The 24,824-nt window shown below is 64.7% G+C and carries 20 protein-coding genes; 9 read left to right on the forward strand and 11 right to left on the reverse strand.

Features of this window, described 5'->3' with window-relative positions:
* Window positions 1-207: 207 nt before the first annotated feature.
* From BM244_RS15935 to BM244_RS15940, 3 genes are read left to right on the forward strand one after another with little or no spacing between them, the layout of a single operon-like run.
* Complete coding sequence (locus BM244_RS15935) at window positions 208-630, forward strand: hypothetical protein (protein WP_139226947.1); 423 nt, start codon at window positions 208-210, stop codon at window positions 628-630.
* Window positions 620-916: a hypothetical protein gene (locus BM244_RS23150; RefSeq protein ID WP_175518230.1), complete on the forward strand. Its 297-nt coding sequence runs from the start codon at window positions 620-622 to the stop codon at window positions 914-916. Before BM244_RS15935 ends, BM244_RS23150 begins: the two co-directional genes overlap by 11 nt.
* Window positions 913-2,109 carry an acyltransferase family protein gene (locus BM244_RS15940; protein WP_175518231.1) on the forward strand — a complete coding sequence of 399 codons (1,197 nt, stop codon included), beginning with the start codon at window positions 913-915 and terminating at the stop codon, window positions 2,107-2,109. The genes BM244_RS23150 and BM244_RS15940 overlap by 4 nt, the downstream gene beginning before the upstream one ends.
* A 33-nt stretch (window positions 2,110-2,142) precedes the next feature.
* Here the strand turns inward: BM244_RS15940 and BM244_RS15945 are convergent, their stop codons facing one another.
* The gene (locus BM244_RS15945) at window positions 2,143-3,258 is read right to left on the reverse strand and encodes a cell wall hydrolase (protein WP_254784484.1); all 1,116 of its coding nucleotides are present in this window, start codon (window positions 3,256-3,258) and stop codon (window positions 2,143-2,145) included.
* Between the two features lie 59 nt (window positions 3,259-3,317).
* Between BM244_RS15945 and BM244_RS15950 the strand changes: the two genes are divergently transcribed.
* On the forward strand, window positions 3,318-3,830 hold the full coding sequence (locus tag BM244_RS15950; RefSeq protein WP_139226948.1) for a Rap1a/Tai family immunity protein: 513 nt from the start codon (window positions 3,318-3,320) through the stop codon (window positions 3,828-3,830).
* Between the two features lie 24 nt (window positions 3,831-3,854).
* On the opposite strand, the gene BM244_RS15955 is transcribed toward BM244_RS15950, so the two are convergent.
* The 5 genes from BM244_RS15955 to BM244_RS15975 form a co-directional block, all read right to left on the reverse strand.
* Window positions 3,855-6,098, reverse strand: a complete 2,244-nt coding sequence (locus BM244_RS15955; protein WP_093399894.1) for a GumC family protein — start codon at window positions 6,096-6,098, stop codon at window positions 3,855-3,857.
* A gap of 23 nt (window positions 6,099-6,121) precedes the next feature.
* Window positions 6,122-6,823 (reverse strand): polysaccharide biosynthesis/export family protein, encoded by a 702-nt coding sequence (locus BM244_RS15960; protein WP_175518232.1) that lies wholly within the window; start codon window positions 6,821-6,823, stop codon window positions 6,122-6,124.
* A 55-nt stretch (window positions 6,824-6,878) separates the two neighbouring features.
* Complete coding sequence (locus BM244_RS15965) at window positions 6,879-9,524, reverse strand: O-antigen ligase family protein (protein WP_093399896.1); 2,646 nt, start codon at window positions 9,522-9,524, stop codon at window positions 6,879-6,881.
* Window positions 9,525-10,006: 482 nt separating this feature from the next.
* The gene (locus tag BM244_RS15970) at window positions 10,007-10,279 is read right to left on the reverse strand and encodes a hypothetical protein (RefSeq protein WP_093399897.1); all 273 of its coding nucleotides are present in this window, start codon (window positions 10,277-10,279) and stop codon (window positions 10,007-10,009) included.
* A gap of 141 nt (window positions 10,280-10,420) precedes the next feature.
* Window positions 10,421-11,161, reverse strand: coding sequence for a metallophosphoesterase family protein (locus tag BM244_RS15975; protein ID WP_093399898.1), 741 nt, complete (start codon window positions 11,159-11,161; stop codon window positions 10,421-10,423).
* Window positions 11,162-11,582: 421 nt separating this feature from the next.
* Here BM244_RS15975 and BM244_RS15980 point away from each other — a divergent pair, with 421 nt between their 5' ends.
* From BM244_RS15980 to BM244_RS16000, 5 genes are all read left to right on the forward strand, one after another.
* On the forward strand, window positions 11,583-12,029 hold the full coding sequence (locus BM244_RS15980; RefSeq protein ID WP_093399899.1) for a glycosyltransferase family protein: 447 nt from the start codon (window positions 11,583-11,585) through the stop codon (window positions 12,027-12,029).
* Complete coding sequence (locus tag BM244_RS15985; RefSeq protein WP_254784485.1) at window positions 11,972-12,568, forward strand: glycosyltransferase; 597 nt, start codon at window positions 11,972-11,974, stop codon at window positions 12,566-12,568. Before BM244_RS15980 ends, BM244_RS15985 begins: the two co-directional genes overlap by 58 nt.
* A gap of 121 nt (window positions 12,569-12,689) precedes the next feature.
* Window positions 12,690-13,241, forward strand: a complete 552-nt coding sequence (locus BM244_RS15990) for a polysaccharide biosynthesis/export family protein (RefSeq protein ID WP_254784486.1) — start codon at window positions 12,690-12,692, stop codon at window positions 13,239-13,241.
* Between the two features lie 80 nt (window positions 13,242-13,321).
* Window positions 13,322-14,674, forward strand: coding sequence for an outer membrane beta-barrel protein (locus BM244_RS15995; protein WP_093399902.1), 1,353 nt, complete (start codon window positions 13,322-13,324; stop codon window positions 14,672-14,674).
* Window positions 14,675-14,738: 64 nt separating this feature from the next.
* Entirely contained in the window at window positions 14,739-16,859 is a 2,121-nt protein-coding gene (locus BM244_RS16000; protein WP_093399903.1) for a GumC family protein, read from the forward strand.
* A 437-nt stretch (window positions 16,860-17,296) separates the two neighbouring features.
* Here the strand turns inward: BM244_RS16000 and BM244_RS16005 are convergent, their stop codons facing one another.
* The 5 genes from BM244_RS16005 to BM244_RS16025 form a co-directional block, all read right to left on the reverse strand.
* Window positions 17,297-19,714, reverse strand: coding sequence for a WD40/YVTN/BNR-like repeat-containing protein (locus tag BM244_RS16005; protein WP_093399904.1), 2,418 nt, complete (start codon window positions 19,712-19,714; stop codon window positions 17,297-17,299).
* Between the two features lie 37 nt (window positions 19,715-19,751).
* On the reverse strand, window positions 19,752-20,576 hold the full coding sequence (locus tag BM244_RS16010) for a WecB/TagA/CpsF family glycosyltransferase (protein ID WP_254784487.1): 825 nt from the start codon (window positions 20,574-20,576) through the stop codon (window positions 19,752-19,754).
* 152 nt (window positions 20,577-20,728) lie between these two features.
* The gene (locus tag BM244_RS16015) at window positions 20,729-22,303 is read right to left on the reverse strand and encodes a hypothetical protein (RefSeq protein WP_093399905.1); all 1,575 of its coding nucleotides are present in this window, start codon (window positions 22,301-22,303) and stop codon (window positions 20,729-20,731) included.
* Window positions 22,303-23,709, reverse strand: a complete 1,407-nt coding sequence (locus tag BM244_RS16020) for an O-antigen ligase family protein (protein WP_175518234.1) — start codon at window positions 23,707-23,709, stop codon at window positions 22,303-22,305. Before BM244_RS16020 ends, BM244_RS16015 begins: the two co-directional genes overlap by 1 nt.
* A gap of 10 nt (window positions 23,710-23,719) precedes the next feature.
* Window positions 23,720-24,814: a glycosyltransferase gene (locus BM244_RS16025; protein WP_175518235.1), complete on the reverse strand. Its 1,095-nt coding sequence runs from the start codon at window positions 24,812-24,814 to the stop codon at window positions 23,720-23,722.
* Window positions 24,815-24,824: the final 10 nt, after the last annotated feature.

Genomic DNA, 24,824 nt, shown 5'->3' on the forward strand with positions numbered 1-24,824 from the left:
AGCGGCTGGCGTTCGGACGCTGAACCCAGCATGTTGGCACGCGAATGCCGCGTATCGTGCGCGGCTCGTTCTCGTGACACGCATGTGCATGGCTCGTCATGGACATGGGGCGGCTTCGACGGCGATCGGCAGGATCGATACGGGCGCAGTCGTCGAGAACGGTCCGGTCGGTTGCCGATCCGGATCATCTCTGACAGGATTGCGTGCGTGTCCGACCCCGTTCAAACTGGCCTCAACCAATCGCGATGGCCCCGACGGATCGGTCGGCTGATCGATTCGGCCTGTCTCGTCGCGTTGATCGTCGTGTTCGTCACGGTCATCTATGGTTTCTGGCTGCGGGCGATCTGGGCGCACGGCTATTATCTGGCGGTAGCGGTCGCGGTCCTGGGCGCGTTCGTCATCCTGATCGGCATGGCGCAGCAGGCGATCGCCGCGCGCGACGTCGCGACATGGCGCGACATGGCCGAGTGGCAGATCCGCGCCGCGCGTGCGGCGGCCGGTGAAAGACGAGCCGCCGATCCGGATGCCGACGAGATCGAGCCGCATTCGGCTGCCTATTACGAAGTCTTGATCGGCACGCTGGTGTCGCATGCCGAGCAGGACGAGAAGGGGGCCGTACGTGAGCGGTGATCCGCATCTCGAACTCGGCGAGAACCTGCCGAGGTTCCTGTCGCACTGGCTCGCCGCCTGTTTCGGGCATTTCCTGATGGTGCTGCTGCCACTCATCACCGACTGGGCGCATGTTCGCGATGCGACCTGGCCGAGTTGGTGGTCGCTGCTGCTGTTCGCGGCGTCCACCTCGCTGGTCGCGGCGATCATCAACGCCAATCTTCCGGTCACGCCGCGCGAGCTGATCAAGAGCGTCGCATTGGGGTTCGCCTTGAACGCGACGATCGTCATGCTTCGCCTGTCGTGACGGCTCGCCCGCTGCTGGCCCGCTCGTTTTTGTCGCGTTTACGGCCGCGCGAACCCGAACTCGACCGTGATCAGATCGCCCCCCTCCAGTTCCTGCGCGGGATCGCCGCATCTGGCGTCGTGGTCGAACACCTGCTCGAACGCTATCTCCGGCGGGGGGCGATCCCGAACACCCTGCCGGACTTCACCAGCGTGCTCGGGCAGGTCGGCGTCGCGACGTTCTTCGCGATCAGCGGATTCATCATGGTCCATATCTCGTTGCGCGATGGCCGACGCCCACCGACCGGTCGTTCGTTCCTGCGCAACCGCTACCTCCGCGTCGCGCCGCTATATTATCTGATGACCCTGTTGATCGTCCTGTTCGGCTGGATCGCACATCGGTTCGGCGCCGGCTCCGGAACGAGCTTCCGCCTGCCCTCGGCGACCGAATTCCTGCTGTCCTTCGCCTTCATCCCTCACCGCGGCGCCAACGGACTGATCCAGCCGATCTACGGTCTCGGCTGGACGCTCCATTACGAGATGTTCTTCTACCTTCTGTTCGCCGCAGGACTCGCGCTCGGTGCCCGACGTGGGGCGTACGCCGTGCTCGCCCTGCTGTGCCTGCTCGTCATCGCCGGGACCGGGATCGACGCGCCCCCCACGAGAATCGGCCTGTCGGTCGTCGCCTATGTCTTCACCCGCCCGATCATGGCCTATTTCGCGATCGGGATCGTCATTGCACTCGTGCGCCATCGCCTTGGCAACCGTTTGCCCGTCCTGCCCGTACCGCTCATCGCCGCGATCGCGTTTACGGCGCTGGCTGCGGCGGCGTTCGTCCCCGGCGATCGTTCGGGAATGATCTCCACCACGGTCTCGACGGCGCTCGCCATGGCAGCGACCGCGGCCGCGCTTGGCGCCACGGTTCTCCTGGTGCCGACGCCCTCCAGCCGGTCGACCTCATTCTCCAGGTTCTCGTGTGCGTTCGGCAACGCGTCGTACAGCATGTATCTCACGCACAGCTTCATTCTCGGTGCGTTCGCGTCTGCGACGGCCTCGATCGTGACGCACGGCATGCCCGCGCTGGTGGCAATGGCTCTGCTGGCGTGTGTTACGTGCTTTGCAATCGGCTGGCTGTCATGGCGCTTGATCGAGCAACCGATCGCGCGGATCGTGAGCGGACGCAGGCAGACGAGGGCCGAACTCGTCGCTCCTTGAACATGCAGCGCGCCGCGTCGACGGTCGGAGCCGTCAGTTCGCCGGTCCGGGCGTTGGCGAGGCCGGCAGGACGCGGCGTTCAGGCAAGGCAGGCAACGTCACCGCCGATCCGCCGGGTTCCCAGGCGCGCTGGAGCACGCGGCGATCGTTCAACCCGACCGTCGGCACCGAGGGATCGTTGGTGGTCGCAGCGCGCGAACCGGTGAGAACCGGACGCTCGGTCGTGGATATCGGTGTCGGCGGCCCGGCGACGGCGGTGCTCGCTGCAGCCACGGCGGCGTCCGTCGGCGCCTCGCCCATCGGCAAGGGAAGATCGGGTTCGTTCCCCGCGTATTTCGCACGAAACGCAACCGCGCGGCCTGCCGGACCCAGCCACCGGTAGAAGATATGCGCGCCGATCACCGCCACCTTGTCGAGCGTCGCCGCCCAATAGGGCACGACATAATTGGCATGGTAGTGGGTTGCCCAGCCGACGGGTGCGAACACCGCGCCGCCCAGCGCCGCAGTCGCGATTCGCGAGGCGCGTTGCCACCCTGCCGGATTGGGCGTCCGTGTCAGCGCGCCATCGCAGATGAAGGTGAACTGGCAGCCGGTACGCCGCTGCGATCCATCGTAGACCACGCCGCAAACCGTCTTGGGATACGCCGGATGACGCACGCGGTTGAGAATCACCTGTGCGACGCCCCGCTCGCCGTCGTCCGATTCGCTGCCCGCTTCGTAATAGACCGCCATCGTCAGGCACTGAAGCGATCGTTGGTAATCGGTGAGCTTGCTCGTCCGCAGGAGGAAGGCCGAGGCCGGATCGACCATGGTCTTCACGGTCGGCGTCGCGGCGTTCCACGCCACCGCCTGCTCGGGTGACAAGGGACGCAACGTCCTGGGTGCGAACGGCGCTTCGATCCGCGCGGCGCGGACCGCCGTCCTCGTCCACGCCGTATCGGTCTCCGGGGTCTGTCTCAGGCTCAGGATCGCAGCCGTGATCGATCCGACGATCAGGATAACCGCGAGCATGACGGGGATGAGCACGCCGGCGTGAAACCGACGGACCGGTGGAAGCGTCGATATCGTGTACGGATCGAGCAGCAACGGGACATGGTCCGGATCGTTCGGTTCGCGCGACTGTCGCGGGTTGGGATCGGTAGGCGCCATGCTCAGCGGATAGTTAGTGCGTTGAAGCCGGCCGCACCAGCGCGTAACGACGGGCCACCATGGTCCTGCCCTTAGCCCTGCTGCTCGTCACCTCTTCGCCCCTGCAGCCCCCCGCCCTGCAGAGCGCCACCGCCCAGAGCCCCGCCCTGCAGCATCCCGTCCCGCAGAATCCCGCGCCGCAATCCTCCCGCGCGAAGCCATTGATGGCGCCCTCCGCGGTATCTTTACAGGCTGCGCCGCCAGCCGGGGGCCTGTTCAGCGCGAACCAGCTTCGCCAGCGCTGCTTGTCGAACGTCTCCGCCGACGCCTCCTATTGCTTCGCGTACATCACCGGCGTCCACGACACGGTCCGCGCCTACGAGGCCTGGCTGAACCAGCGCGAGTTCTGCGTGCCCCGCCATGTTCCGCAGGGCGATCTTCGCGAGGCGTTCATCGGGTATCTCCGCGACCACGCCTCGGACGTGTCCGGCGAGGCGGCCTCGGTCGTCGTGGTCGCGCTGAAGATCCGCTACCCCTGCACCACCGAAGGACGCGCCGGTCCGACGCCGGCGACGCGAACCTCCAAGCCCTGATCCGCGTCCTCAGGAACTAGAGCGTCACTTCGACGCGTCGTCGTAGCGATAGCGATAATAATCGTAGGACGAGCTGTAGCCGGACTTCTTCGCGTTGTACTTCGTCATGATGCAGCCGATCACCGTGCCACCCGCGCGCAACAGGCGCGAGACGGCGTTGCGGGCCTGGCCGAAATGCGCGCTCGATGCTTCCGCGACGAACACCGTCGCCTGTGCCGCCGCGGTAAGCTGGGCGGCATCCGCGAGCGCCAGCACCGGCGGGCCATCGACGATCACGACGTCGTAATCGGTCTCCAGCGCCATCAGCAGGTCCTGCATCGCGGTCCCGGCGAACAGCGTCGCCGGATCCGGCGGCAACCGACCGCTCGGCAGAAAGCTCAGGCCGGGGATAGCGGTCGGCAGGACCGCTGCACTGCGCTCGGTCATCCGCGCAAGCACGGACGACAGGCCGGTCTCGGGCAGCGCGATACCCAGCGTCCGGTGAAGCGACGGACGCCGCAGATCGGCATCGACCAGCAACACGCGTCGTCCCAGCCCGGCAAAGTCGCGGGCGAGGGCGAACGATGTCGTCGACTTGCCCTCCGACTTGCTGCTGCCCGTCACCAGGATCGATCGTGGCGGACCCTGGTTGGACGACAGTTCGATCGACGTGCGAATCGCGTGATAGGCCTCGGCGATCTCCGATTTGGGATTGTTCAAAGCCTCCAGCGGAGCTTCGCCGCCGCTGTCCGGCACGACGCCGAGCAACGGGATGCGCAGCTTCTCCTCGACGTCCTCCGGGTTGCGGATCGAGTCGTCGAGATAGTCGCGCCCAAAGGCATAGAGCATCGCCAGCCCAAGCCCGGCGATCAGCGCCAGCGCGATGTTGAGCAGCGGCCGCGGCGACGTCGGCCGGCGCGGTTGTTCGGCGGTATCGACGCTCGAGACGTTGTTCGACGTGATCCCCGCCTCCGCGCTGACTTCCTTGTAGCGCTGGAGCAGGCTCTCATAGAGCTGGCGGTTGGTATCCACCTCGCGGCGAAGGATATTATAACGGACGCTGCGGCCCTGTTCGGCCAGCGTGGCGCCCTGAAGCGATGTTACCTGCTGCGTCAGCGCGCGGTTCTGCCGCTCCGCCGTCAGATACTGGTTCTCGATCGACTTGCGCGTTTCCTCGGCCAGCTGGCGAATCTGCTGGTCGAGCGTCGCGATCTCGGCGAGCGCCTGGATGACGACCGGATGATCGGGTTTCAGCCGACGGCGGACTTCACTCAGGCTGGCAAAATCCTCGGCGCGCTTCTGCGACAGGCGCTGCACCGCTTCGTTCGCCTGGACTTCGGGCAGCGACATCAGCGGCGCGCGGCGCGCCTGTTCCCAGCGCTCGCGCGTGCGCAGGCGATTGGCTTCCGAGGTCGCCGAATCGGCATTGAGCTGGATCAGGTTCGCGGTCACGAGCGATCGCGGCGCATTGTCGCCTTCGGCCTGCCGCGCGCCGGCACTGGCATCGATCAGTCGCGCCGAGCGGGCATAGTCGATCAGGTCACGCTCGGAACCCTCGAGTCGGGTCTTCGCCAACCCCAGCTGATTCTGCAGGAATCGGCGAGAATAGGACGACGCCGAGAACTTGCGCTGGATGTTCCCTTCGATGAAATTTGCCGCGTAGCTGTTCGCGATCTCGGCCGCGAGCGCAGGGTCGCGGCTGGTGAAGATGATATGCACGACGCGCGAATTGCGGCGCAGGTCGACCGTGAGGTTCTTCTGCAGGACGTCGACGACCTGGTCGGCGAGGTTGGCGTCGCCCGGCTTGATCTCAATCTGGCGGGCGCCCGTCATCCGCTTGAGGAAATCCGGGTTCGCGGCAAGACCGAGGCTATCGGAGACCCGTCGGGCGATCGCCCGGCTGGTCAGCACGTCGGCCTGCGTCTGCAGGAAGCGATCGGCGTCGCTGCCCGAAACCTGCGGGTCCGAGTCCTCGGTGCCCAGCACCTTGGCGACCTGCTGGTCGATCTGGATGCTCGACTGCGCGGTGTATTTGCGCGGCATCAGCACCGCTGACGCGATCCCGAGCAGCAGCGCGACGCCGACGATCGCGATCATCATGTACCGATTGCGATACGCGGTCGCCCAGACCGCACGGAGATCGATCGCCGGCTGGTCTTCCTCACCGTCGATCACGCCCGGTCCGCCGGCATATTCCATCCCGAACGCAGGATCGCGCGCGGCCGCAGCACCCGCGGTCCAGCGATCGTTCGGCGTGGGAGCGCCTAGAGGGCCATCGACACTCCCCATGGACTCAATCTCTTCCTGTAAACCTAGAATTGCGCGAAGATGCCAAAGCCCGACAGCAACGGCGCTGCGCGCAGGACGTCATGCCAGGCCGACTTGCTCGCCGAATGGCCGACGATGATCGTGTCGCGTGGCGCGATCGCGGGGTCGGCGTCGTCGCCGCGGCGGATCCGCTTCAGATCGAACACCGCACCCATCCGCTTGCCATCGATATACCGTACGACGATCACCTGACGCAGCGCCGCGTCCTCGCTTTCGCCCTTTGCCAGGGCGATCGTATCGAGCAGCGTCGTCGGTCCGGAGATCGGATAGATACCCGGCTCCTTGACATCGCCCTGCACCGTTACGCGCTGCGCGACCGAGCTCGCGACGGTGACCGTCACCTGCGGATTGACGTAGAACCGCTCGGCCAGCTTGGCGGCCAGCAGGTCGGCCAGTTGCGTGCTGGTGTTGCCGGCGGCCTGGATGCGACCGATCAGCGGCATCGATATCACGCCGGCCGCGTCGACCACGACGCCTCGCGTCGAGATATCGGGTTCCTGGAATACGGAGATATCGACCGTGTCGAGTGCGCCGATACGATAATCCTGCACCCGCGGCTCTCCCGCCGGTGCCGGAATAGTCTCGTACGCGCTCTCGCCGGTGCGGAGGTTCGGACCAATATTATCATCGGCGCAGGCGCCAAGCATAACGCCAAGCGCGACCACTCCTACCAAGGTCGCTCGCATCCGTTGATCTTGCCCTTTTTGCCTGACGTTCACTCGCATCCCCCGGTGCATTAGGTCAACCCTGCACGCCAATTTGCCTATGCCCTTGCAACCCGGCGTCAACAGGGGTGATCCGGATCGAATCGATCGAGAATGTACCAGTCTGTCCGCCGCGCTCGCGCACCACGACGCCCAGGATTTGCGCTCGGCAGCCGGGATCGACGGAAACGACGCCCTCCACCGGCCGCCATCCGCTTCCCTGCCCGTCGAGCGCGATGCCCGGTGCGCTGGCTTGCGATGCCGTACCCGTGCACGCGATCGTCACGGTGGCCGGGATATCCACGCCGCGCACCATCGCCCGAATCCGCCACCGTCCGGGCGGCAGCGTCATCGCCTGAGCCAGCGCGGTACCAGTCGACAACCCGTCCGACACGATCTGGATCGCGTGCCCCGTGCCATCGAAGCCGCGATCGATCGGGACGACGCGGATACCAGGCACGCGCGGCGCACCCCATGCATAGGGAATGATCCCGGTCGGCAGGACCGGCGGTACCGCCTCGAAACCGCCGTCGGCGATCAGGCCGCGGCCACCGCTGGCGATCCAGATCTCGCGCGCGCCGGCAATGTCGCCCGTGTCGGCAAGCCGCCAGCGCATCAGCATCGTTTCGGCTTCTGTCACCGGCACGCCTGCAGCGCGCAGCTTGGTCAGGAATTGCAACGTTCGCGGCACCGACAGCGCCGCGTCGCTGGAAATCGCATTGAAGAACCCCTGCCGCCATTGCGGGCGATCGGCGAGTCGCGTGACGATCGCATCGACGCCGCCCGGCGAGAGATAGGTGGCGCGCATCTGCCGCATCAGGGCATCGGGCAGCTGTCCCCGACGCAGCAACGCGTCGATCCGCTCCGCCGCGACGCTCGCGCTACCGACTTCCAGCGCTCGCTCCGCCAGCCACAATTGCAGCAGCGTATCGCGCCACCCCAGCGCCGCGCCAGCCTCTAGCAGGGTGCTGCCCTGCTTCGACGCGCCGAGTGAGAGATCGGCATAGCCATACGCACGGACGGCCGGTGCGTCGATCGGCACGATCGCGATCGCACGCCCGGCCGCGACCTTCGCGGCGGCCGGGCGTCCCGCCAGTTGCTCGGTATTGGCCAATGCAGCCCAGGCGTTTGCAGACCACGGCGCCACTGCCGTTGCCGCGCCGCCCTGCCCGCGAAGCGTCAGGAACCGACCAAGGGCATCGCCGCTCGCGACAAGCCCGATCACGATCGCGATGGCGCCCGCGATCCACGCCGATGCGCCGAGCCGCCCAGGTCCAGCCGCGGCCTTCCCCCGCAGCGGTCGCTCGACTCGGCCAACCGCAGCGATCAAGCCGAGCGCCGCGCCGAACAAGCCGGCGATCCCCGCCATCCGCAACGGATAGTCGACCAGCGAAAACAGCAGGATCAGTATGATCGCAGCACCACCAGCGACCAAGGTCGCGCGCTCCTGCCGGTCGTTCGCGGATCGCCATCCTCCGCGCAGTGTCACGACCACCACGACGAGCCCGAGCAGGATCAGAACCAGTGCCGGCAGGCCACCTTCCATCGACAGTTCGAGAAAGTCGTTATGCGCATGGTTGACGCTCAGCGGCGAGACCTGCCCCAGCGGTTCGACGCTGCGATAGACTCGTTCGAAGCTGCCAAAGCCGATGCCGAACGGAAACGTCTCGCGAACGATATAGAGAGAGTTTTCCCAATATTGATATCGGAGCTCTTCGGCGACCGTGGAAAACCGTGCGAAGACGCGCTGGACCAGATCCGTCCGCAACAGCAGCACGCCGACCAGCACGTACACGATGCCGGCGCCTGCCAGACGCCGGCCGGTGCGTCGAACCCCACCGACGAGCGCGACCGCGACGATCAGCGCGAGCGGCAACAGTAGCAGCGCGGTGCGCGAGTTGGTCGCCAAGATCCCCAACGACAGGAAGGCGATGACCGCCAGCGTTGCGAGTCGCCGGGGGGCGCCGACGCCCATCACGCCGGGCACTGCGGCAAAGACGATCGCCGCCAGCAACAGTGTCGCCTGGTGATTGCGATTCACGAAAAACCCGACGCCGAAGCCGCGATGCGCCGTCTCGTACAGGATCGGCGCGCTGCTGACTCCCGCCGCGACCTGAAGCGTCGCGAGGATCGTGGCGATCACCGCAGCGCCGACGATCAACCGCAACAGCATCACACGCTGCGACAATCGCAGCGATGCGACGGTCAGCATCGCAGCCAACGGCACGAGCAACGCCAATAGCGCGGCCAGCGTCGCATCGGGTGCCAGGCTGAACGCGTGCCAGCGCCCGCTCCACCCCAGCAGCGCGAAGATCTGCGTCGCGGTTTCGCGCCCAGGCAGTCCATGCCACCATGTCGGCGGCAGCGGCACGATCTGAAGAAGCGACAAGGACGCTCCAGCGGCGAATACGAGCAGGAAACCGCCGAGGCCGACAACGCCCGGCTCGAGTCGCGCAGGAATGCTGCCAGGAAGCGCGGCGCGGACGATCAGACCCAACGCCAGCACCTGCGCGATAAGCTCGATCAACGGATAGCCGGTCCCCGCGCCGCCGCCGAACGCAAGTATGGCCAGGAAGAGAAGCGCGGGGGCATCGTTGCGCCACCCAGAGAATCGGTCGCGTGTCTGCGCGCTTGTCCGTCGGTTCCTGCCTGAACCATGCCGTTGGCCATCGTTGCGACTCATGCTTTGTCCCAACCGCGACGCACCGCGCGAGTCTCGCCGATCACAGTTCGCATCCCGCCCCCGTTCATGGCGACCGTCTCCGGCCAACCGCCGGCAATCGCTTGATAGTGATATGGCACAGCGCGGCTCTTCAAGCCGCAGACCGCTACTGCACGCGGATCTGGACGCTCGCACGGTCGCGCATTCGACCGGTGCAACCGCTCGATCACAAGATCGTTACCTTACCGCCTGCCCCGAAAACATCGCAGCGCCCGTACGATCCACAACCTTAGACCGTACGACCGTAACCCGTGCGGCCGTGCGCGATTGCAACACGGAACGACGCACGAAAATTACCGGGTCGCGATTCGATGGGCACAGAACCCGAAACCTCGATCCGTCGACCGTTTCCATCAGCCATAAAAAAAGCGGGGCGCCCCATGCTGAGCGCCCCGCCTAATCACATCTGGAGACCCCGCACGCAGCGTGATCGCCTAGACTATTCAGTTCGGGCTGGAATCGTCGTCACCACCGCTTGCGACGACCGCGACCACGGCAACCAGCGCGACCACGCCGAGCAACGGCAGCAGGAACGGCACGCCTGCAATGTCGTTCTTCCGCTTGGTGGCAGAACCGATGCGTGCCGGCGAACCCGCGGCATCCACCGTCTTCACGCTGTCGAAGCTGACGGCCTGCGGACGTGCCGGCGCTGCGTATGCCGCACCCGCGAGAACCTGGCTTGCAATCGCCGCCCCAAGCATCATTTTCTTGAACATCTTGTTGACCCCTTGATTGACGCGTCCGCACCTTATCTTCAGTTATCCATTTCGAGGGGCACAAGTCAAGTAGGTAGAGTGCGGCGAACATTGGGCTGGCAAGGATCGTTACTGTCTTTCCTTACAATCCACCGCAGGGAGTCACTCGGCGGCCATCACGACGGGCAACGAGACAGCAAGCACGCTCCGCTTCTCACCCTCGAGGTAGATCGCGCTCAGCAGACCGGTTCGATACGCACCCGTATCGATGCATATCCGGTTGCGGCGGATATCGACATCGCGCGTGATGCTATGCCCGTGGACGACGACCGCGCCGAAATCGCGCTCGTCCGTCAGAAAGTCGTCGCGGATCCACAGCATGTCGTTCCGCACCTGTCGATCGAGCGCGACACCCGGGCGCACGCCCGCATGCACGAAGTAATAATCGCCCGAGCGGACGCTGAGCGGCAAATGCCGTAGCCAGGCGACCCATGCCTTCGGCACAGCACGGCGCATGAGCGCAAGATAATCGTGCACGTCCTGATCGCGCCGCATCGGGCCGACGCCAAAGCTCGCCAGCGTCGTGTCGCCGCCTACCTTCAGCCATCGTCGCAGCACATCGATGTCGCCGTCGAGCGCCTGGAGCATCGCTTCTTCGTGGTTGCCGAGCAGAACGATCACATCGCCGTTTCTGCGCTGGAGATCGTAGAGCATCGCCAAGACTTCGGCACTCTGCGGGCCGCGATCGACCAGATCGCCGATCAGCACGATGTACAAGGCGCGAACCGGCGGCAAGGCGCGGGAATGCTCCCCGATCCGCTCGATCAGCAATTGGAGAAGATCATATCGCCCGTGAATGTCGCCGATCGCATATATTCGTTCACCTGAATCGGTGCTTGGCAACGCAACATCTCCAGTATAGCGGTCCCCGGAATGCTGTGGGAAAGCATGACGACCTAGCGCGAACGCGGTCGGGCAATCAATTGATAGATTTCGGGATTGTGCAAAGCGGTATTCGTGGAATACCACAGGCGCGTGGTCTGTGTGCATGCATATCCGGGTGCGAGCCGGAGGCATGGGCACCGCCGAGTGCGGTTGACGACGACGTGTCGTCGTGATCGTGTGTAGCAACGAATGGGGGCGCAACTAGGTGGCTGAGGTTGGTTCCGCGTCGGCCAGTGCTGCGCCCGGTCGGTTCCATGTGAATCCCGGTAGAGACGACGGCATCAACGCCGCGGGCCGACCTGCCGACAGACCTGGCCGGGCTCCCACAAATCTTGCCAATGAATTGCGCAACAAGCCAATTACCGTTAGCGCCACCCCGATGCGGATCCTGCTCGTCGCCTCAGCCGGAGGGCATTGGATCGAACTGCACCGACTGCGTGCGGCGTTCGTTGGCGCCGATTGTCAGTTCGTCAGCACCTCGAAGGGCATGACCCCGCCGCTCGGCGACCGCGAGGTGCTTGAAATCACAGACACCGCGCGGGATTCGGTATTGGCGATGGCGCCAACGCTCGCCGGCCTGGTGCGTATCGTCCGGGCATTCGATCCGCACCTCGTGGTATCGACCGGTGCCGCGCCCGGAGCCTTGGCGCTGCTTGTTGGCAAGATGTTCGGCGCACGCACGATCTGGATCGACAGCATCGCCAACAGCGAGACGCTGTCGCTCTCAGGTCGACTGGTGCGGCCGGTCGCAGACCTCCGGATCACCCAATGGAAGCATTTGGCAGACAGAAATGCGTCGTTGCGGTTTTTCGGACAGATCTTGTGATCCTGTTGTCCGTCGGCACGCAACTGCCGTTCGACCGCCTGATCCGCGCCGTAGATTTCTGGGCGACAGAGAATGGTCGCGACGACGTGATCGCGCAGGTCGGCCCAACACGGTACCGTCCGGCGGCGATGAGAAGCTTTTCCCACATCCCGTATGACGCGTTCCGGCAACTACAGAAGGATTGCGCGGTGATGGTTTGCCATGCCGGCATGGGATCGATCATCACGGCGATGGAATTCGGCAAGCCGATCATCGTCATGCCGCGCAACCATCAGCTTGGCGAACACCGCAACGGGCACCAGTTCGCGACGCTCAGGCAGTTCGGCGATCGCCCCGGAATCTATCCGGCCGAAACAGAAGTCGATCTTTTCCGCCTGCTCGATCGCGTCGACGAACTGACCGCGTATCCGACGCTGAATGAAAAGGCCCCGGCTGCTTTTGTCGATCGGCTGGCCGCGTTCGTGCACAAGCCCCCAAAACCATCGCTGCTCAAAAGGATACGCGGCCGTCTTGCCGGCGTCCCCCGCGATATCGCCTGATGCCTAGATGTCACACGATACCGCGATGCAACAAATCACCTTGATGCTTCATTAGCGACGTGTTAGCCAAGAATCGACTGTGTAAATGGGGGTTTGCGTGAAAAATAGAGCGGCTTATACAGTGCTAGCCGCCATGGTGCTTGCCGGTTGTTCGAAGTCCGGACCGCCGCCAATATCAAGCGGTGAACGCTATGTTGAAGGCGTCGCAAGCGCAGATGTCTACAAACTTGGCGCCGGGGACAAGATTCGCGTCATCGTCTACAACGAACCACAGCTTAGCGGCGACTTCTCCGTCAGCAGCGACGGCGAGATTTCGTTTCCGCTCATCGGCAACGTCCAGGTCGGCGGCAAGCCGATCGAACGGGTTACCGAGGAAGTCCAGGCGCGCCTTTCCGATGGCTATCTTCGCGATCCCCGCGTGAACATGGAAGTGGCGACCTATCGCCCCTTCTTCATTCTCGGCGAAGTCCGCTCGCCCGGCCAATACCCGTATCTGAGCGGCCTGACCGCGTTGAACGCGATCGCGACGGCACAGGGCTATACGCCGCGTGCCCGCAAATCGACGGTTCGTATCCGTCGGTTCGGCGATCAGTACGAACAGGAATACGTCCTGACGCCCAATCTACGGATTTACCCCGGTGACACGATCCGCCTGACGGAGCGATTTTTCTGATATCGAGTCCGATCCGGGCGAACCGGACGACACGCTATCGCTTGTTCTGGACAGGCCGGACTAGGGACGCTGACGAAACGATGGGGGCACGCAGCATTACGCCGGCATGGTCCTTGTCGCGCCAGCGGGCGGCCGCGCTGTGGTTGAGTCGCGCGGTGTTCGCCGTAGCGGGGCTGGCGCCGAACCTTGCGGCCGGACAGACGAGCAGCCTGTTATTGCCACCCGCGACCACAAGTGGCGACGATTACGACCGGGGCCACAATGTCAGCGTGACCGAGCGTGGCCGCCCCGAATACGACGCGATCGGCGTTCGCTTGGGCAGCTTCGTGGTCAACCCGCAGTTGACGAGTTCGATCGGCTACAGCGACAACGTATTCAACGATAACACGAACAAGAAATCCGACGTCTATACATCGTTCGAGCCTTATCTGAACGTCGCGTCCGACTGGTCGGTTCACCAGTTGCGCCTTACCGGCGCCGCCGACATCCGCCGGTTTGCAAAACAGACGCTTCGCAATCAGGATGCATGGAACGTCCAGGGCAGCGGGCGTATCGACGTGACACGTGACCTGACCGTTCGTCTCGATGCGCAGGCCGACCGAACATATGAATCCCCCTTCTCCGCCGATGTCGTCGCCAATCTGACCGAGCCGTCGCGCTACCTGCGGACGTTCGTCGGCACTCGTACAGTCTACGACTCGGGCCGCTCGCGCGTCATCGGCACCGTCGATCGTACGTCGTATGAATTCAGTTCGGTGCGGTTTGCCGATAACGTGATCCGTGACCAGCGCTACCGCGACCGCGTCACGTACAGCGGCACCGGAACCTACGAACTCGGCTTCAGTCCCAGCTTGTCATTTTACGCCCGGCTGGAAGCGGATCGAAACAATTATGGATTGGCGACGGCGTTCGGCGCACCCAATCGTGACTCGAACGGCTATCGTGGTATCGTCGGATCGAATTTCGACATTGCCGGCGTAGCACGCGGGACCGTCGGCATCGGCTATAGCTACCGTAAGTTCGACGCCAGCCAGACCTACCGCAACGCGAGCGGCATGTCGGTAGAGGCACGCGCAGACTGGTTTCCCAGCGAACTTACCACAGTAGGGATATTGTTGCAGAGACGCCTGATCGACGTCGACCTGTCCAATGCGGGCACGTCCTGGGATAATCGGGTCCGCGTTACGCTGGATCATGAATTGCTCTATAACCTGATCGTGACGATCGGTGCTGAAATCAGCAAGCGCCAGTATCCCGAACGCTCCTCTTCGACCGATGTATACCGCGCGGAAGTCGGCAGTCGATATCAGGTCACGCGGTGGCTCGGCCTCGACGCGAACATCGGCTATGGTTCGAATAAACCGAGCGGTACCGGCCTGGGCAATCCTTTTGACGAGTTGCGTGCACGGTTCTCGATCCGTATCAGACGATGAGGACAAAGCATGCTTCATTTTGAGAACAACGGCCTGTTCGCCAGATACTTAGGAAAATTCTGACATGAAGGTCGTGACCGCCGCTGAGTCCGAAACCCGGTTAAGCGATGTGATCCGTACGGTGCGCGACGTCGTGCGCCGGCGCATCCTGATCCTCCTTGCCATTACCGCCGTAGTTGCCGCGATCGGGATCATTCTCACGCTGCGGATTACACCGGTCTATCAGGGCGTGACGCGCATCCAGATCGATCCGAGCCGCAATCCGCTGGCGCGTACTGCCAGCGAAGCTCAGGCGCAGCTCGCGAGCGAAGCAATCGAAACCGAGGTGTCGGTCATCCGCTCGCTCGACCTCGCTCGGATCGTCGTGAAGCGACTGAACCTGCTGAACGATCCCGAGTTTGGTGGTGGACCGACGCCGGAAGGTCAACCGGCGCTGTCACCGACGGCAAAGCTCGACGTCGTGGCGCGTTCGCTTAACAGCCATCTCGACGTGGCACGCGATCGACTGACATACATCATGGCGATCCGGTTCAATTCCGAGTCGCCGGAAAAAGCCGCCAAGATCGCCAACGCGTTCGCAACCGCCTATCTCGATACAAAGGTCGGCAACAAGATTGGTACCGCTGAACGCCAGACACGCTGGTATCAGAAGCGCATGGACGAACTTGCGGCCGAAATCCGCGTCGCCGACGAGCGGGTCGCGCAGTATCAGGCGCAAGCCGGTATCGTGCGCGGCGCGTCGAACCAGACGGGGACTATCGTGGACCAGCAGGTCGCGCCGCTGTCGCTCCAGCTGGCATCGGCGGAATCCTTCGCGGCCGAAGCTCGCTCGAAGGAACAGTCGGCCCGGCAGCAGGTACGTCGCGGCGCGTTGGACTCGATTTCCGACGTCCGGCAATCGGTAACCATCCAGGATCTTCGCAGCAAGCTTGCCTCCCTGTCGCAGACACTGGAGGATGTTCGGGGACGCTACGGCGAACGGCATCCCGATTTCATCAAGGTCCGCGATCAGGTTGCGGGAATCAATGCCGAGTTGAACAAGGAAATGGGCCGTGTCGTACGGTCGCTCAACGCCGATGCGGGGGCTGCCGATGCGCGCGCAGCCAGCCTGCGTCAGTCGATGACGCAGCTCGAGCAGAAACAGGCCGGCAACGCTCGTGCCTCGGTCATCGCCGCCAGCCTTCAGCGTGACGCCGACGGCAAGCATGACGCGTACGAAAAGATGTCGCAGATGGCGCTCGAATCGCGTCAGGCCGCGCAGAACTCGATCGCTCAGGCGCAGATCATCGACAATGCGGAGCCGCCGCAGTCGCCGAGCTGGCCAAACCGGCCGTTGCTGTTCCTGCTGTCACTGATCGCCGGGTTCGGTGTCGGCATCGCCGTCATCGTGACGCAGGAAATGATGGTGACAGGCCTGCGAAGCATCGACGAAGTCGAAAGCGAACTGGGCGTGCCGCTGATCGCGGCGATCCCCAACATTCGTCAGGATCGCCCTGCCGACATCGTGATCGACAAGCCGACTTCGCAATATTCCGAGGCACTTCGCAACGCCCGAGCGTCTTTGCTCGGTGTTCGCGGCCAAGCGCGTCCGAAGATCATCGCCGTGACCTCGGCGCTTCCTGGCGAAGGGAAAACTACGACCGCGCTGGCCCTTGCCCGCGTGATGGCGATGAACGGCGACAAGACGATTATCGTCGATGCAGACGTTCGCCGCGCGCAGTTGCGCATGATCACTACCACCAGGTCGGACGGTGTCGGCTTGGTCGAACTGCTACATGGCGACGTGACGCTCGAAGAGGCCATCGAGCCGAGCGGCCTGCAGGGGCTTGACCAGATCATCATCCACAAGCCCTATTTCTCGTCCGAGAACCTGTTCGGCAACGATCTCATGCCGAAGATCCTCGAAGATCTCTCGAGCCGCTACGATACGATCATCCTCGATCTGCCACCGCTCGTAGGTTTGGCAGACGGGCGCTTCCTGGCGGCGCTGGCGGATGCGGTCACGCTGGTCATCCGGTGGAACAAGACGCCGAAGCATGCGGTCACGTCTGCGACCCAGTGGCTGAAGTCGGATGGTGCGAATCTGGTCGGCTCGATGTTCACGATGGTCGACACGAGCTCGCAGGCTGTCGGTTCGTATTACTATTATTCGAAGCAATATTCGGAATACTACCAGGAAGCATGATCGCGACTGGACTGCTGGTGGGCGGGCAAAAGTTGGCCCACCAGCACCGTAAGCTCAATGCCGATCAGCGGACTGGATCGGTCCGACCTGTTCACGTGACGCAGGCCGAAGGCTCTGCTGGCCTCTTGCCACCAGAATTTCCCGCAGTTTGCCTCGTGGCATCGACGACCTACAAGATCGTGCACAACGGTGCGCACGTCACCCCGACACCCGCCGCCCAAGCGATACCTGCCGGTCGGCGCGGGCGGCTACGGCGACGCCCCGCAACGAAATTACGCGCTATACCACTCGAGCCCATGCCACTGACGCTTGGCAGCCACGCGGACGCGAATCATACTCCAAGCCGATAGCGATCGGCTCGGTACGTTCGAAAAATCAGCCCAAGATGCTCGTCGCGCTGTCCTGACGAAGGACAACGTAAAGAGGCGCTCTCTACGTCAGCGGACCAGCGAGCACTGCTTCTCCGCCAACGGCCGATACGCCGCTGGCGTGCACGGTGCAGGTTCGCCCCAGATCCAACTCGATCCGACATAGCCCAGGTACACGCGACCGAACACGTCGGGATCGGCGCCGATGGCGCTGACCTGGTCCAGCGTACCGACCGGGAAGTCGACCAGCTGCTGCCAGCTCGCCGCGTCGTTGGTCGAACGCCAGATGCCGTATTCGCCTGCGACGCGGCCCGACACGAACAGCGTCGGATAGGTCTTTCCCTTTGCCGCCTTGCCGAACGCTATGTCGTCGACGCGCGTGACCGCGGGAACGACCTGCCACGTCGTGCCGCCGTCGATGCTGCGGCGCAGGCCCGTATCGCTCGTATGTTCGAACCCTGAGGTGAAGAACAGATGTCCAGGGTTCCCCGGCACGGACCGGAGCTTCGCCGCCAGTTCGCTCGATGGCGCGATCTCGCCGTCGAATACCCGGTCCCACGCGGCGCCGCGGTCCTGCGTCCGCCACAGCCCTTGCAGGCCGGCATTCGCACCGCCGCCGCTGTGATACAGATAGAAGGTCCCAGGCATCGACTTGTCCGCGGTCAGCGTCTTGCGCTGCATCCACTGCGCCTGGAACGATCCCGGCGTATCGCCGACCGCGCCGGGGAGCCGCACCGGAGTCCAGATTCGACCGCCATCGACGGTGTAGAAGGGCTGCCGGTTGAAGGCCGGGGCCCAGACGATGTTCTGTGCATCGTCCGATGCGACCGCGATCGTCCCAAACGACATCCGCCAAGGGTCCTCGTCCTTCGTACCGGGCGGTGTCGGCAAGGTCGGGAACTTGTTCCACTTCCGACCGCCATCGGTGCTGGTGCCCGCCATCACGGCGTTGCCGTCCTCCGAACAGCAGCCCATCCGCGCATCGGAGGCGTTGCTGACGACGAAGCCTGGCTTCGCCGGGGTCCAGTCGAGTTGGGGCACGGTCATCAACGCGCGTTCGCCGGGTGCGAACGTCGTCGAATAGGCGTTCAGATCATCCTTCACGTGGATGCCGAAATCCCAGCCGGCGAAGATCGGCGATCCGCCGGGCGGCTGGATCACGTCGTTGGCGACCAGTTCCTCGATCCCGCGGGTCTGGCTGACCCAATCGAGCGCTCCGGATCCCGGCGGCACGTCGGCATAGAAGACGCCCATGCCAGCCGCGACCCACAGACGGTTCGGTACGACCGGATCGAACATCAGATCCGCAGTGGTGAAGAATGGCGCGTTGGCGACTCGCAGCCAAGGGGGGTCCCCCGCCCCGGCCTTGGCACTGTGCGAAACGCTGTTCCAGGTCTCTCCGCCGTCGCTGCTCGCATAGCCCTGCCCGCCACGATCGACGACGACGATCTGGTCCGCGCGCGGATTGGCGACGACGGCGGCATATTCGCGCACCGTCAGGCCGAGATCCGCGGTCAGATCGCGCCAGCGTCCCTCGCGGTACGACCAGATCGACTTGGTAAGGTCGTCCACGCCGAAGAACGTGCCGCGACGATCGAACGTGCCGCGCTGAAGCGTCAGCGGCTGTATCCCGGGCGCTGGCAACGGCCTGAAGGTCGCGCCGCGATCGGTCGACACGAACATGCCGCTCCCCGACGCCAGCGCGAACAGACGCCCGGTCGGCTTGCCACCGGCAGGACGCTCGAACCAGATCATCGTGCCGGGCGCCTGCACGCCGGCGTCGGGCTTTAGATCCTTGCTGACCGGGACGGAGCCGATATGCGCCCAGTTCGTCCCGCCATCGGTGGACCGCCACAACCCGGTGCCAGGCGTGCCGAGCAACACGACATCGGGATTGGTCGGATCGACCGCCATGAACGGCCCGTGCAGCCGGTATTCGCTGTTCGCGTCCCAGGCGAGCGGAAAGGGATTGCCGGCGTGCGGCTGCGTCCAGTGCTTGCCCGCGTCGTCCGAGCGATACACGCGCCCCTGCAACGCCATGTACAACCGTTGCGCACGCGATGGCGCGACGACGATCTCGTAGGCCCCCGCGGCCGCACCGTTCTGCGTACGGATCGTATCGGGCATCGACGCCGCGGTGACGAGTTGCGCCCAGCGATTGGCACCCGCATCCCAGATATAAGCGCCGTACACGTCGGTACGTGCGACGAAGGTCTTGCCAGTGTCGTCGCTCGACAGTCCTGAAATCATCCCCCCGCCGCCGATCGCGACGTGCTTCCATTGATACGCTTCCGCCGCGACTGGACCGCCAGCTTTGGACAAGGCGGGCGGCGCCGCATGCGCCTCATGATCGCCACCGAACCAGAATGCCGCGAGCCCGGCAGCGAGCGCGAGCAGCATCACGGCGCCCAGGACCCAAGGCCAGCGCCGACGACGGGGCTTGGCGAAATCTTCATAGCGGACGGTACGGCGTACATGTGGTTCCATCGAACTCCCTGCCGATCCCGACCCCGCCCCACGGCGGTCAGTCATGCGTTCGCGTTGCCAGATAGAAGATAGCGATAGGGCTTGTCACGAGATAGCGCCATCCGAGCCGCACCGGTTCGCGCGCCGCACGGTACAGCCATTCCAGCCCGGTCGCCTGCATCCAGTTCGGTGCCCGCGATACGCCGCCGCCATAATGATCGAACAGGCCGCCACAGGTCCGGATCCAGGCGACCCCGCCAAGCAGATGGCGATTCTCGACTGCGAACCGCTCCTGCGCCGGGCTGCCCATCCCGATCCACAGCACGTCGGCGCCCGACGCCCGCACCTTCGCGCAGATGTCCGGTATCGCCTCGGGCGGAAAGAACCCGTTGCGCGTGCCTACCACCTTCAATCCCGGGAAGCGGCTGCGCAGGTGCTGGGCCGCCCTTGCGGCGACGCCGGGACGCGATCCGATGAAGTAGAACCGGATATCGTCGCGCGCAGCAACAGTCGCCGCGTCGAGCAGGAAATCGGTCGTGGCAATGCGCTCGGACAGCGGCTCGCGACACAAGAGTCGACTGGCAAAGACCAGTGGCATCCCGTCGGCGTCGACGATGTCGGCACCATCCATCACCCGGCGGTACCGATCGTCGCGATTATACGCGGCGACCACGCTGCCATTCGCCGAGGTCACGATGCGCGGCACTGCCAGATCTCCGGCACGAGCACGGCGCGTGTCAGCCAGCATGAGTGCGGCCAGTTCGTCGCGACGGAGCCGGGCGATCTTCATGCCCCCGATAGTCGCGGTCCGCACCAGGTCGATATCGACCGCACCAAGCGTCGCATCCACCCCATCGCGATCGAACAGCGGTTCGTCCTTCACCGATCTTGCCCCCGTCGTCTCAATTCTACGGTCGAGGTCTACTCGGACCGTCACCGCCCGCCCCGCACAAAGATGTTCGTGCCGCTATGCGCGGACGACGCAAGGAATGGCAATCCCACACCTAGTAGATCCCCCCACCTCGTCTATCGACTTCAATCGCGAAGACGATAGACGTCGTAGACTTCGTCGCCCGAAGCGGTCCGGAGGACTGCGAGCTTGGTAGTCGCCGCGCGGAACTTGGCGATATCGGCGGGATCCAGCACGAGCGGCCCGAAGGTCCCGCGGTCGATCACCCGTCGCGCGTCCACGCCGTCCAGGGACGTCGCCAGCAGGATTACTACCGGGCGATCGGTCGTCGCGGCAATGCGCCGCGCGGTTGCGAGCAGACGCCCGGGCGACATTGCGGCGGTCTCCACGCGCTTCATCGGCACGAGCGGCGTGAAACGATCGCCGCGAACCGACCAGGTCGGGTTGGAAGCGTAATAGGGCAGGCTTTCGATCAGGAAATCGGGGTCCGCAATCACTACGGCCCGCGCTAGACCTTGCCCGGCCAGCAGCACGGCCAGTGCTTTGGCTTCGCTCTGCGGTTGCGACTTCGCGGCCTGAACGATCGCACGCGCAGTTGCCGGAAGCTGGGCCGCAAGCAGCGCGAGGAACGCGACCCGGCCGACGCGTTCGGCACGGCGTGCGAGCGGACCATCGCGCTGGCCGCCGAACCCCGTCGCCGTCAGCCAGTGCAGTATGACGAGAAAGACGATCAGCAGGGCAACGTGACGGTAATGTCCGGGGTAGACGAACACGAAGAGGAGTTGCAGGCCGCCCGTCGCCGCGATCGCCGCGGCCAGTGCCGCGGGACGCCGTGCGAACGCCGCCACGCTTCCCGTCACCAGCAGTGCCGCGACGATCACGACCGGCAGGCTGGCGTTGAAATTCCCGAATATCCGCTGGAACTCCATGCCGGGTATCAGGTGGACGAAGGTCTGGCCCAACGTCCGCCGTGCCGCAGCGGGCGCGTCCTCGACCGACGGATAGACCGACACGAACGACAGCAGTGCGCCAGCCGCCAGCAGTATCATGTTGGCAAGCCACCACCGCTTGGCCCGGCTCCACGTCACGCCCTCGCTCGCTATCAGGTCGCCCAGCCAGAATATCCCGAACGCACCGGCCAGCACGACCGAATGGACATTGGCATTGCAGAGCAGGAACAGCAGGCCGCCAAGCACCACGCCGCGCTCGCGCCAGCGCGGATACGCCCACGCGATCAGCAGCAGGAGGAGCATCGCGAGACCGTAGTTCCGCGCCATCACGACATAGTCGTAGGTCGCGAAACTGCCGAACAGCGTCAGGGTCATCACCGGCAGCGACAACCTGGCAACGAACACGAGTATTGCGGCACTCGCGATGCCGATCGCGAGTGCCAGACCGGGGAGGACCAGCTTGGTTGCGAACAGATCCCCACCAAGGCGCAACACCACGTGCCATAGCAGCGGGTGACCGTATCCCCGCGCCTGCGCCGGCATGTCCCAGATCGTCTCGCCCTGCATTGCCAGGCTCAGCGCCCGAACCTCGTCGCGCCACATCACATGGTTCGCAACGAGCACGAGGACGAGCGATACCCATGCGAGGAAGATCGCCGAGCGGAGAGGCCACCCCGCCCCCGACAATCGCGTTCCGTCCTCAACGTCCGCAAACACGCGGTCGATCAGTCCGGAAAGCCTCCGCACCATCAACGCCGCACCGTCCGGATAGCCCCCCTTACAGGGCCCCGGACCGGTGCCCGGACCGGGTCGCGCCGCGATCGCCGCAAAAGCCGTGTCATCTTCTGCCGCAGACCGTGGTGCGCGCCGGCACTCGCGTTGGACTGGCGATACGTGATGGCGATCGCGATCAGCAGGAACACCTGCACCATCGATGCCGCGTTGAGCAGGGAGGATTCGGCGAGGTTGTGACCGATGCAGAAGATGATCATCGCGAGCAGCAGCGACCGGCGTGGCTTGGCGATCGACTGGCTCAGCAACAGCCGGATCAGCGGCCAGACGATGAGCGCGATCACTGCAAGGACCAGCCCCGGCAGGCCGATCGTCACCAGCAGGTCGAGAAAGCCGTTATGGCCGTGCGCCGCATAGATCGCCACCCAGCCGCTGGTCAGCGTCCAGATCGGGCTGTCCGCGCCGATCTGCCAGAACGAACTGAAGCCGGCCCCCGTCCAGAGATGTTCGCTCGCATATTCCAGCAACAGCGGCCAGATCGCGCCGCGCCCGGTCAGCGCGCCGGGATCGTTGAGGATATCGGTCAGCACCGTGATATTGGTGAACACGATCTCCGCCACGAGGCCGGCGACGATCAACAGGACGATCCCCAGCACGACGCGGTAGTTCGCATCATAGGGTCGGATCGCGAGGCCCGCGACCAGCGCCATGACAAGCGAGATCTCGGACGTGCTGGAATGCGTGTAGTATAGGAAGGTCGCCGACAGCGCGATCACCAGCACGGAGACGATACGCGGGAACTGTCGGTTGTCGAACGTGAACAGCAGGATCGTGAACGCGCACGCCGCGCCCGCCACGTTCTTGTGCGGGATGATCCCGCGCCAGTCGCCGACCACCGACGATTCCTCGCCGAACACCTCGGTATGAATTCCGTACGGACTGAAGAACACCATCAGGAAGTTGATCGCCAGCAGGATCAACAATGCATAGCGGACGATCCTGAGCGTTCGCTCGGGGCCCAGGTCATCGACCTGCCGAAACGTCACCCACACAACGAGCGCGGTCAGCGTGATGCGGCGAAACGAGATCGCCGGCGCGATCGCCCACGAGACCGACAAATAGCAATACGCCAGCAGGATCGCGAGCCCGATCGGCACGCAGAACAGTTCGCGCTTGCTCGGCATGCCGCTTGCGATCAGCAGCGCGAGGAAAATGACGATGTGCAGCACCTGATTGGCCGCATCCCCCTCGCCGATCTGTCCGCGAAACGCCCATTCCTGGACCGGCGACGTGCCGATCAGCACCAGCCACATGAAGACCGCAAAGCAGATATTGGCAACGATGTACCGCCGTCGCGCGCGTGCGGACGACGACCGCACCATGCCCGATTGGCGTCGCTGCACCGCGGAGATCGTCGTCGCCATGGCCGTGTTCCTATCGCGCCGGCGCGGCGGGGACCAGTACCGCCTCGTACCGATCGAGCATCCGCGCATTCGACACCGTCTTGCCGAGCTTCGCCGCGAGCGCCTCCCAATGCAACCGTGACGCGGGATCGTCCTGCAATTCCCGAAGAACCACCGCCAGCGCCGCCGGATCGTCAAGCGCGACGACGATCCCGCAGCGCGTCCCGTCCGGCGCAGTGACACCCTCGACTTGCACCGGCACGTCCGACACGACCAGCGGCAGCCCGAGCCGCGCCGCCTCGATCAACGCCAGGCTGTGCCCCTCGTAGCGGCTGACCTGGACGAAGACGTCGGCGCGGGCAGCCTTGGCGAGTGCGGCGTCGCGCGGGATCAGGCCGGCGAAGGTCACGCGATCGCCGAGGCCAAGGTCCGCGACGAGCATGCGCAGCGACGCTTCGTCCTCGCCGCCGCCGACGATCTCCAGATCCGCGCCCGGCACTTCGACCATCGCGCGGATCAGCACCGGATAGTTCTTCTGGTAGGACAGCCGCCCCAGCGCGACGACACGCAACCGATCGCCCCCCGCCTTTGCCCGCGGCAAGGCATCGAGGACCCGTTCGACCCGCTCCGACAGCGCGTTGTGGATCGTGAGCGTCCGCGCGCGGTAGGTGGCGGGCTTGTGCGCCAGCGTCGCGCCGACCGCGTCCGACACGCTGATGATCCCCGCGACACACGGCAAACTGCCGGTCCAGCCGTCGATCCGGTCGAGCAGGCGGTTATGCGTATCGGTCGGCGAGTGATGCGACAGGAACACGCGGGTGCGCACGCGCGCGATCGTCACCGCGAGCGGGAGCAGCACGTTGGCGGCAGGCATCGCCGATACGACCGCAGCGGGTCGCTCGCGGCGCAGATAGTGGACCAGCGCCGCGAACGTCCGGACCGCGCCGATCACCGATCGCGGGCGGGCGTCGACGACATGGTGCCAGACCGCCATGTCGACGCCTTCGCCCTCCGCATCGGCCGGCGGATAGAGGACGAAGCGCTTTACCGGATGGCCGCGCGCGATCAGTCCCTCGGCGATGTCATCCCAGAGTTCGCGCAAGCCGCCGGCCGTCGAATGCGTCATCGTAAAATGG

It is taken from the genome of Sphingomonas sp. OK281 (assembly GCF_900115295.1).
In the GTDB taxonomy this organism is placed as follows: Bacteria; Pseudomonadota; Alphaproteobacteria; order Sphingomonadales; family Sphingomonadaceae; genus Sphingomonas.

Coding starts and splice junctions, on each gene's coding strand:
- BM244_RS15945 (WP_254784484.1), bottom strand. CDS start 3,258: ATGGCGCCTACCGATCCCAACCCGCGACAGTCGCGCGAACCGAACGAT.
- BM244_RS15950 (WP_139226948.1), top strand. CDS start 3,318: ATGGTCCTGCCCTTAGCCCTGCTGCTCGTCACCTCTTCGCCCCTGCAG.
- BM244_RS15955 (WP_093399894.1), bottom strand. CDS start 6,098: ATGGGGAGTGTCGATGGCCCTCTAGGCGCTCCCACGCCGAACGATCGC.
- BM244_RS15960 (WP_175518232.1), bottom strand. CDS start 6,823: ATGCGAGCGACCTTGGTAGGAGTGGTCGCGCTTGGCGTTATGCTTGGC.
- BM244_RS15965 (WP_093399896.1), bottom strand. CDS start 9,524: ATGAGTCGCAACGATGGCCAACGGCATGGTTCAGGCAGGAACCGACGG.
- BM244_RS15970 (WP_093399897.1), bottom strand. CDS start 10,279: ATGTTCAAGAAAATGATGCTTGGGGCGGCGATTGCAAGCCAGGTTCTC.
- BM244_RS15980 (WP_093399899.1), top strand. CDS start 11,583: ATGCGGATCCTGCTCGTCGCCTCAGCCGGAGGGCATTGGATCGAACTG.
- BM244_RS15985 (WP_254784485.1), top strand. CDS start 11,972: ATGGAAGCATTTGGCAGACAGAAATGCGTCGTTGCGGTTTTTCGGACA.
- BM244_RS15995 (WP_093399902.1), top strand. CDS start 13,322: ATGGGGGCACGCAGCATTACGCCGGCATGGTCCTTGTCGCGCCAGCGG.
- BM244_RS16000 (WP_093399903.1), top strand. CDS start 14,739: ATGAAGGTCGTGACCGCCGCTGAGTCCGAAACCCGGTTAAGCGATGTG.
- BM244_RS16005 (WP_093399904.1), bottom strand. CDS start 19,714: ATGGAACCACATGTACGCCGTACCGTCCGCTATGAAGATTTCGCCAAG.
- BM244_RS16015 (WP_093399905.1), bottom strand. CDS start 22,303: ATGGTGCGGAGGCTTTCCGGACTGATCGACCGCGTGTTTGCGGACGTT.
- BM244_RS16020 (WP_175518234.1), bottom strand. CDS start 23,709: ATGGCGACGACGATCTCCGCGGTGCAGCGACGCCAATCGGGCATGGTG.
- BM244_RS16025 (WP_175518235.1), bottom strand. CDS start 24,814: ATGACGCATTCGACGGCCGGCGGCTTGCGCGAACTCTGGGATGACATC.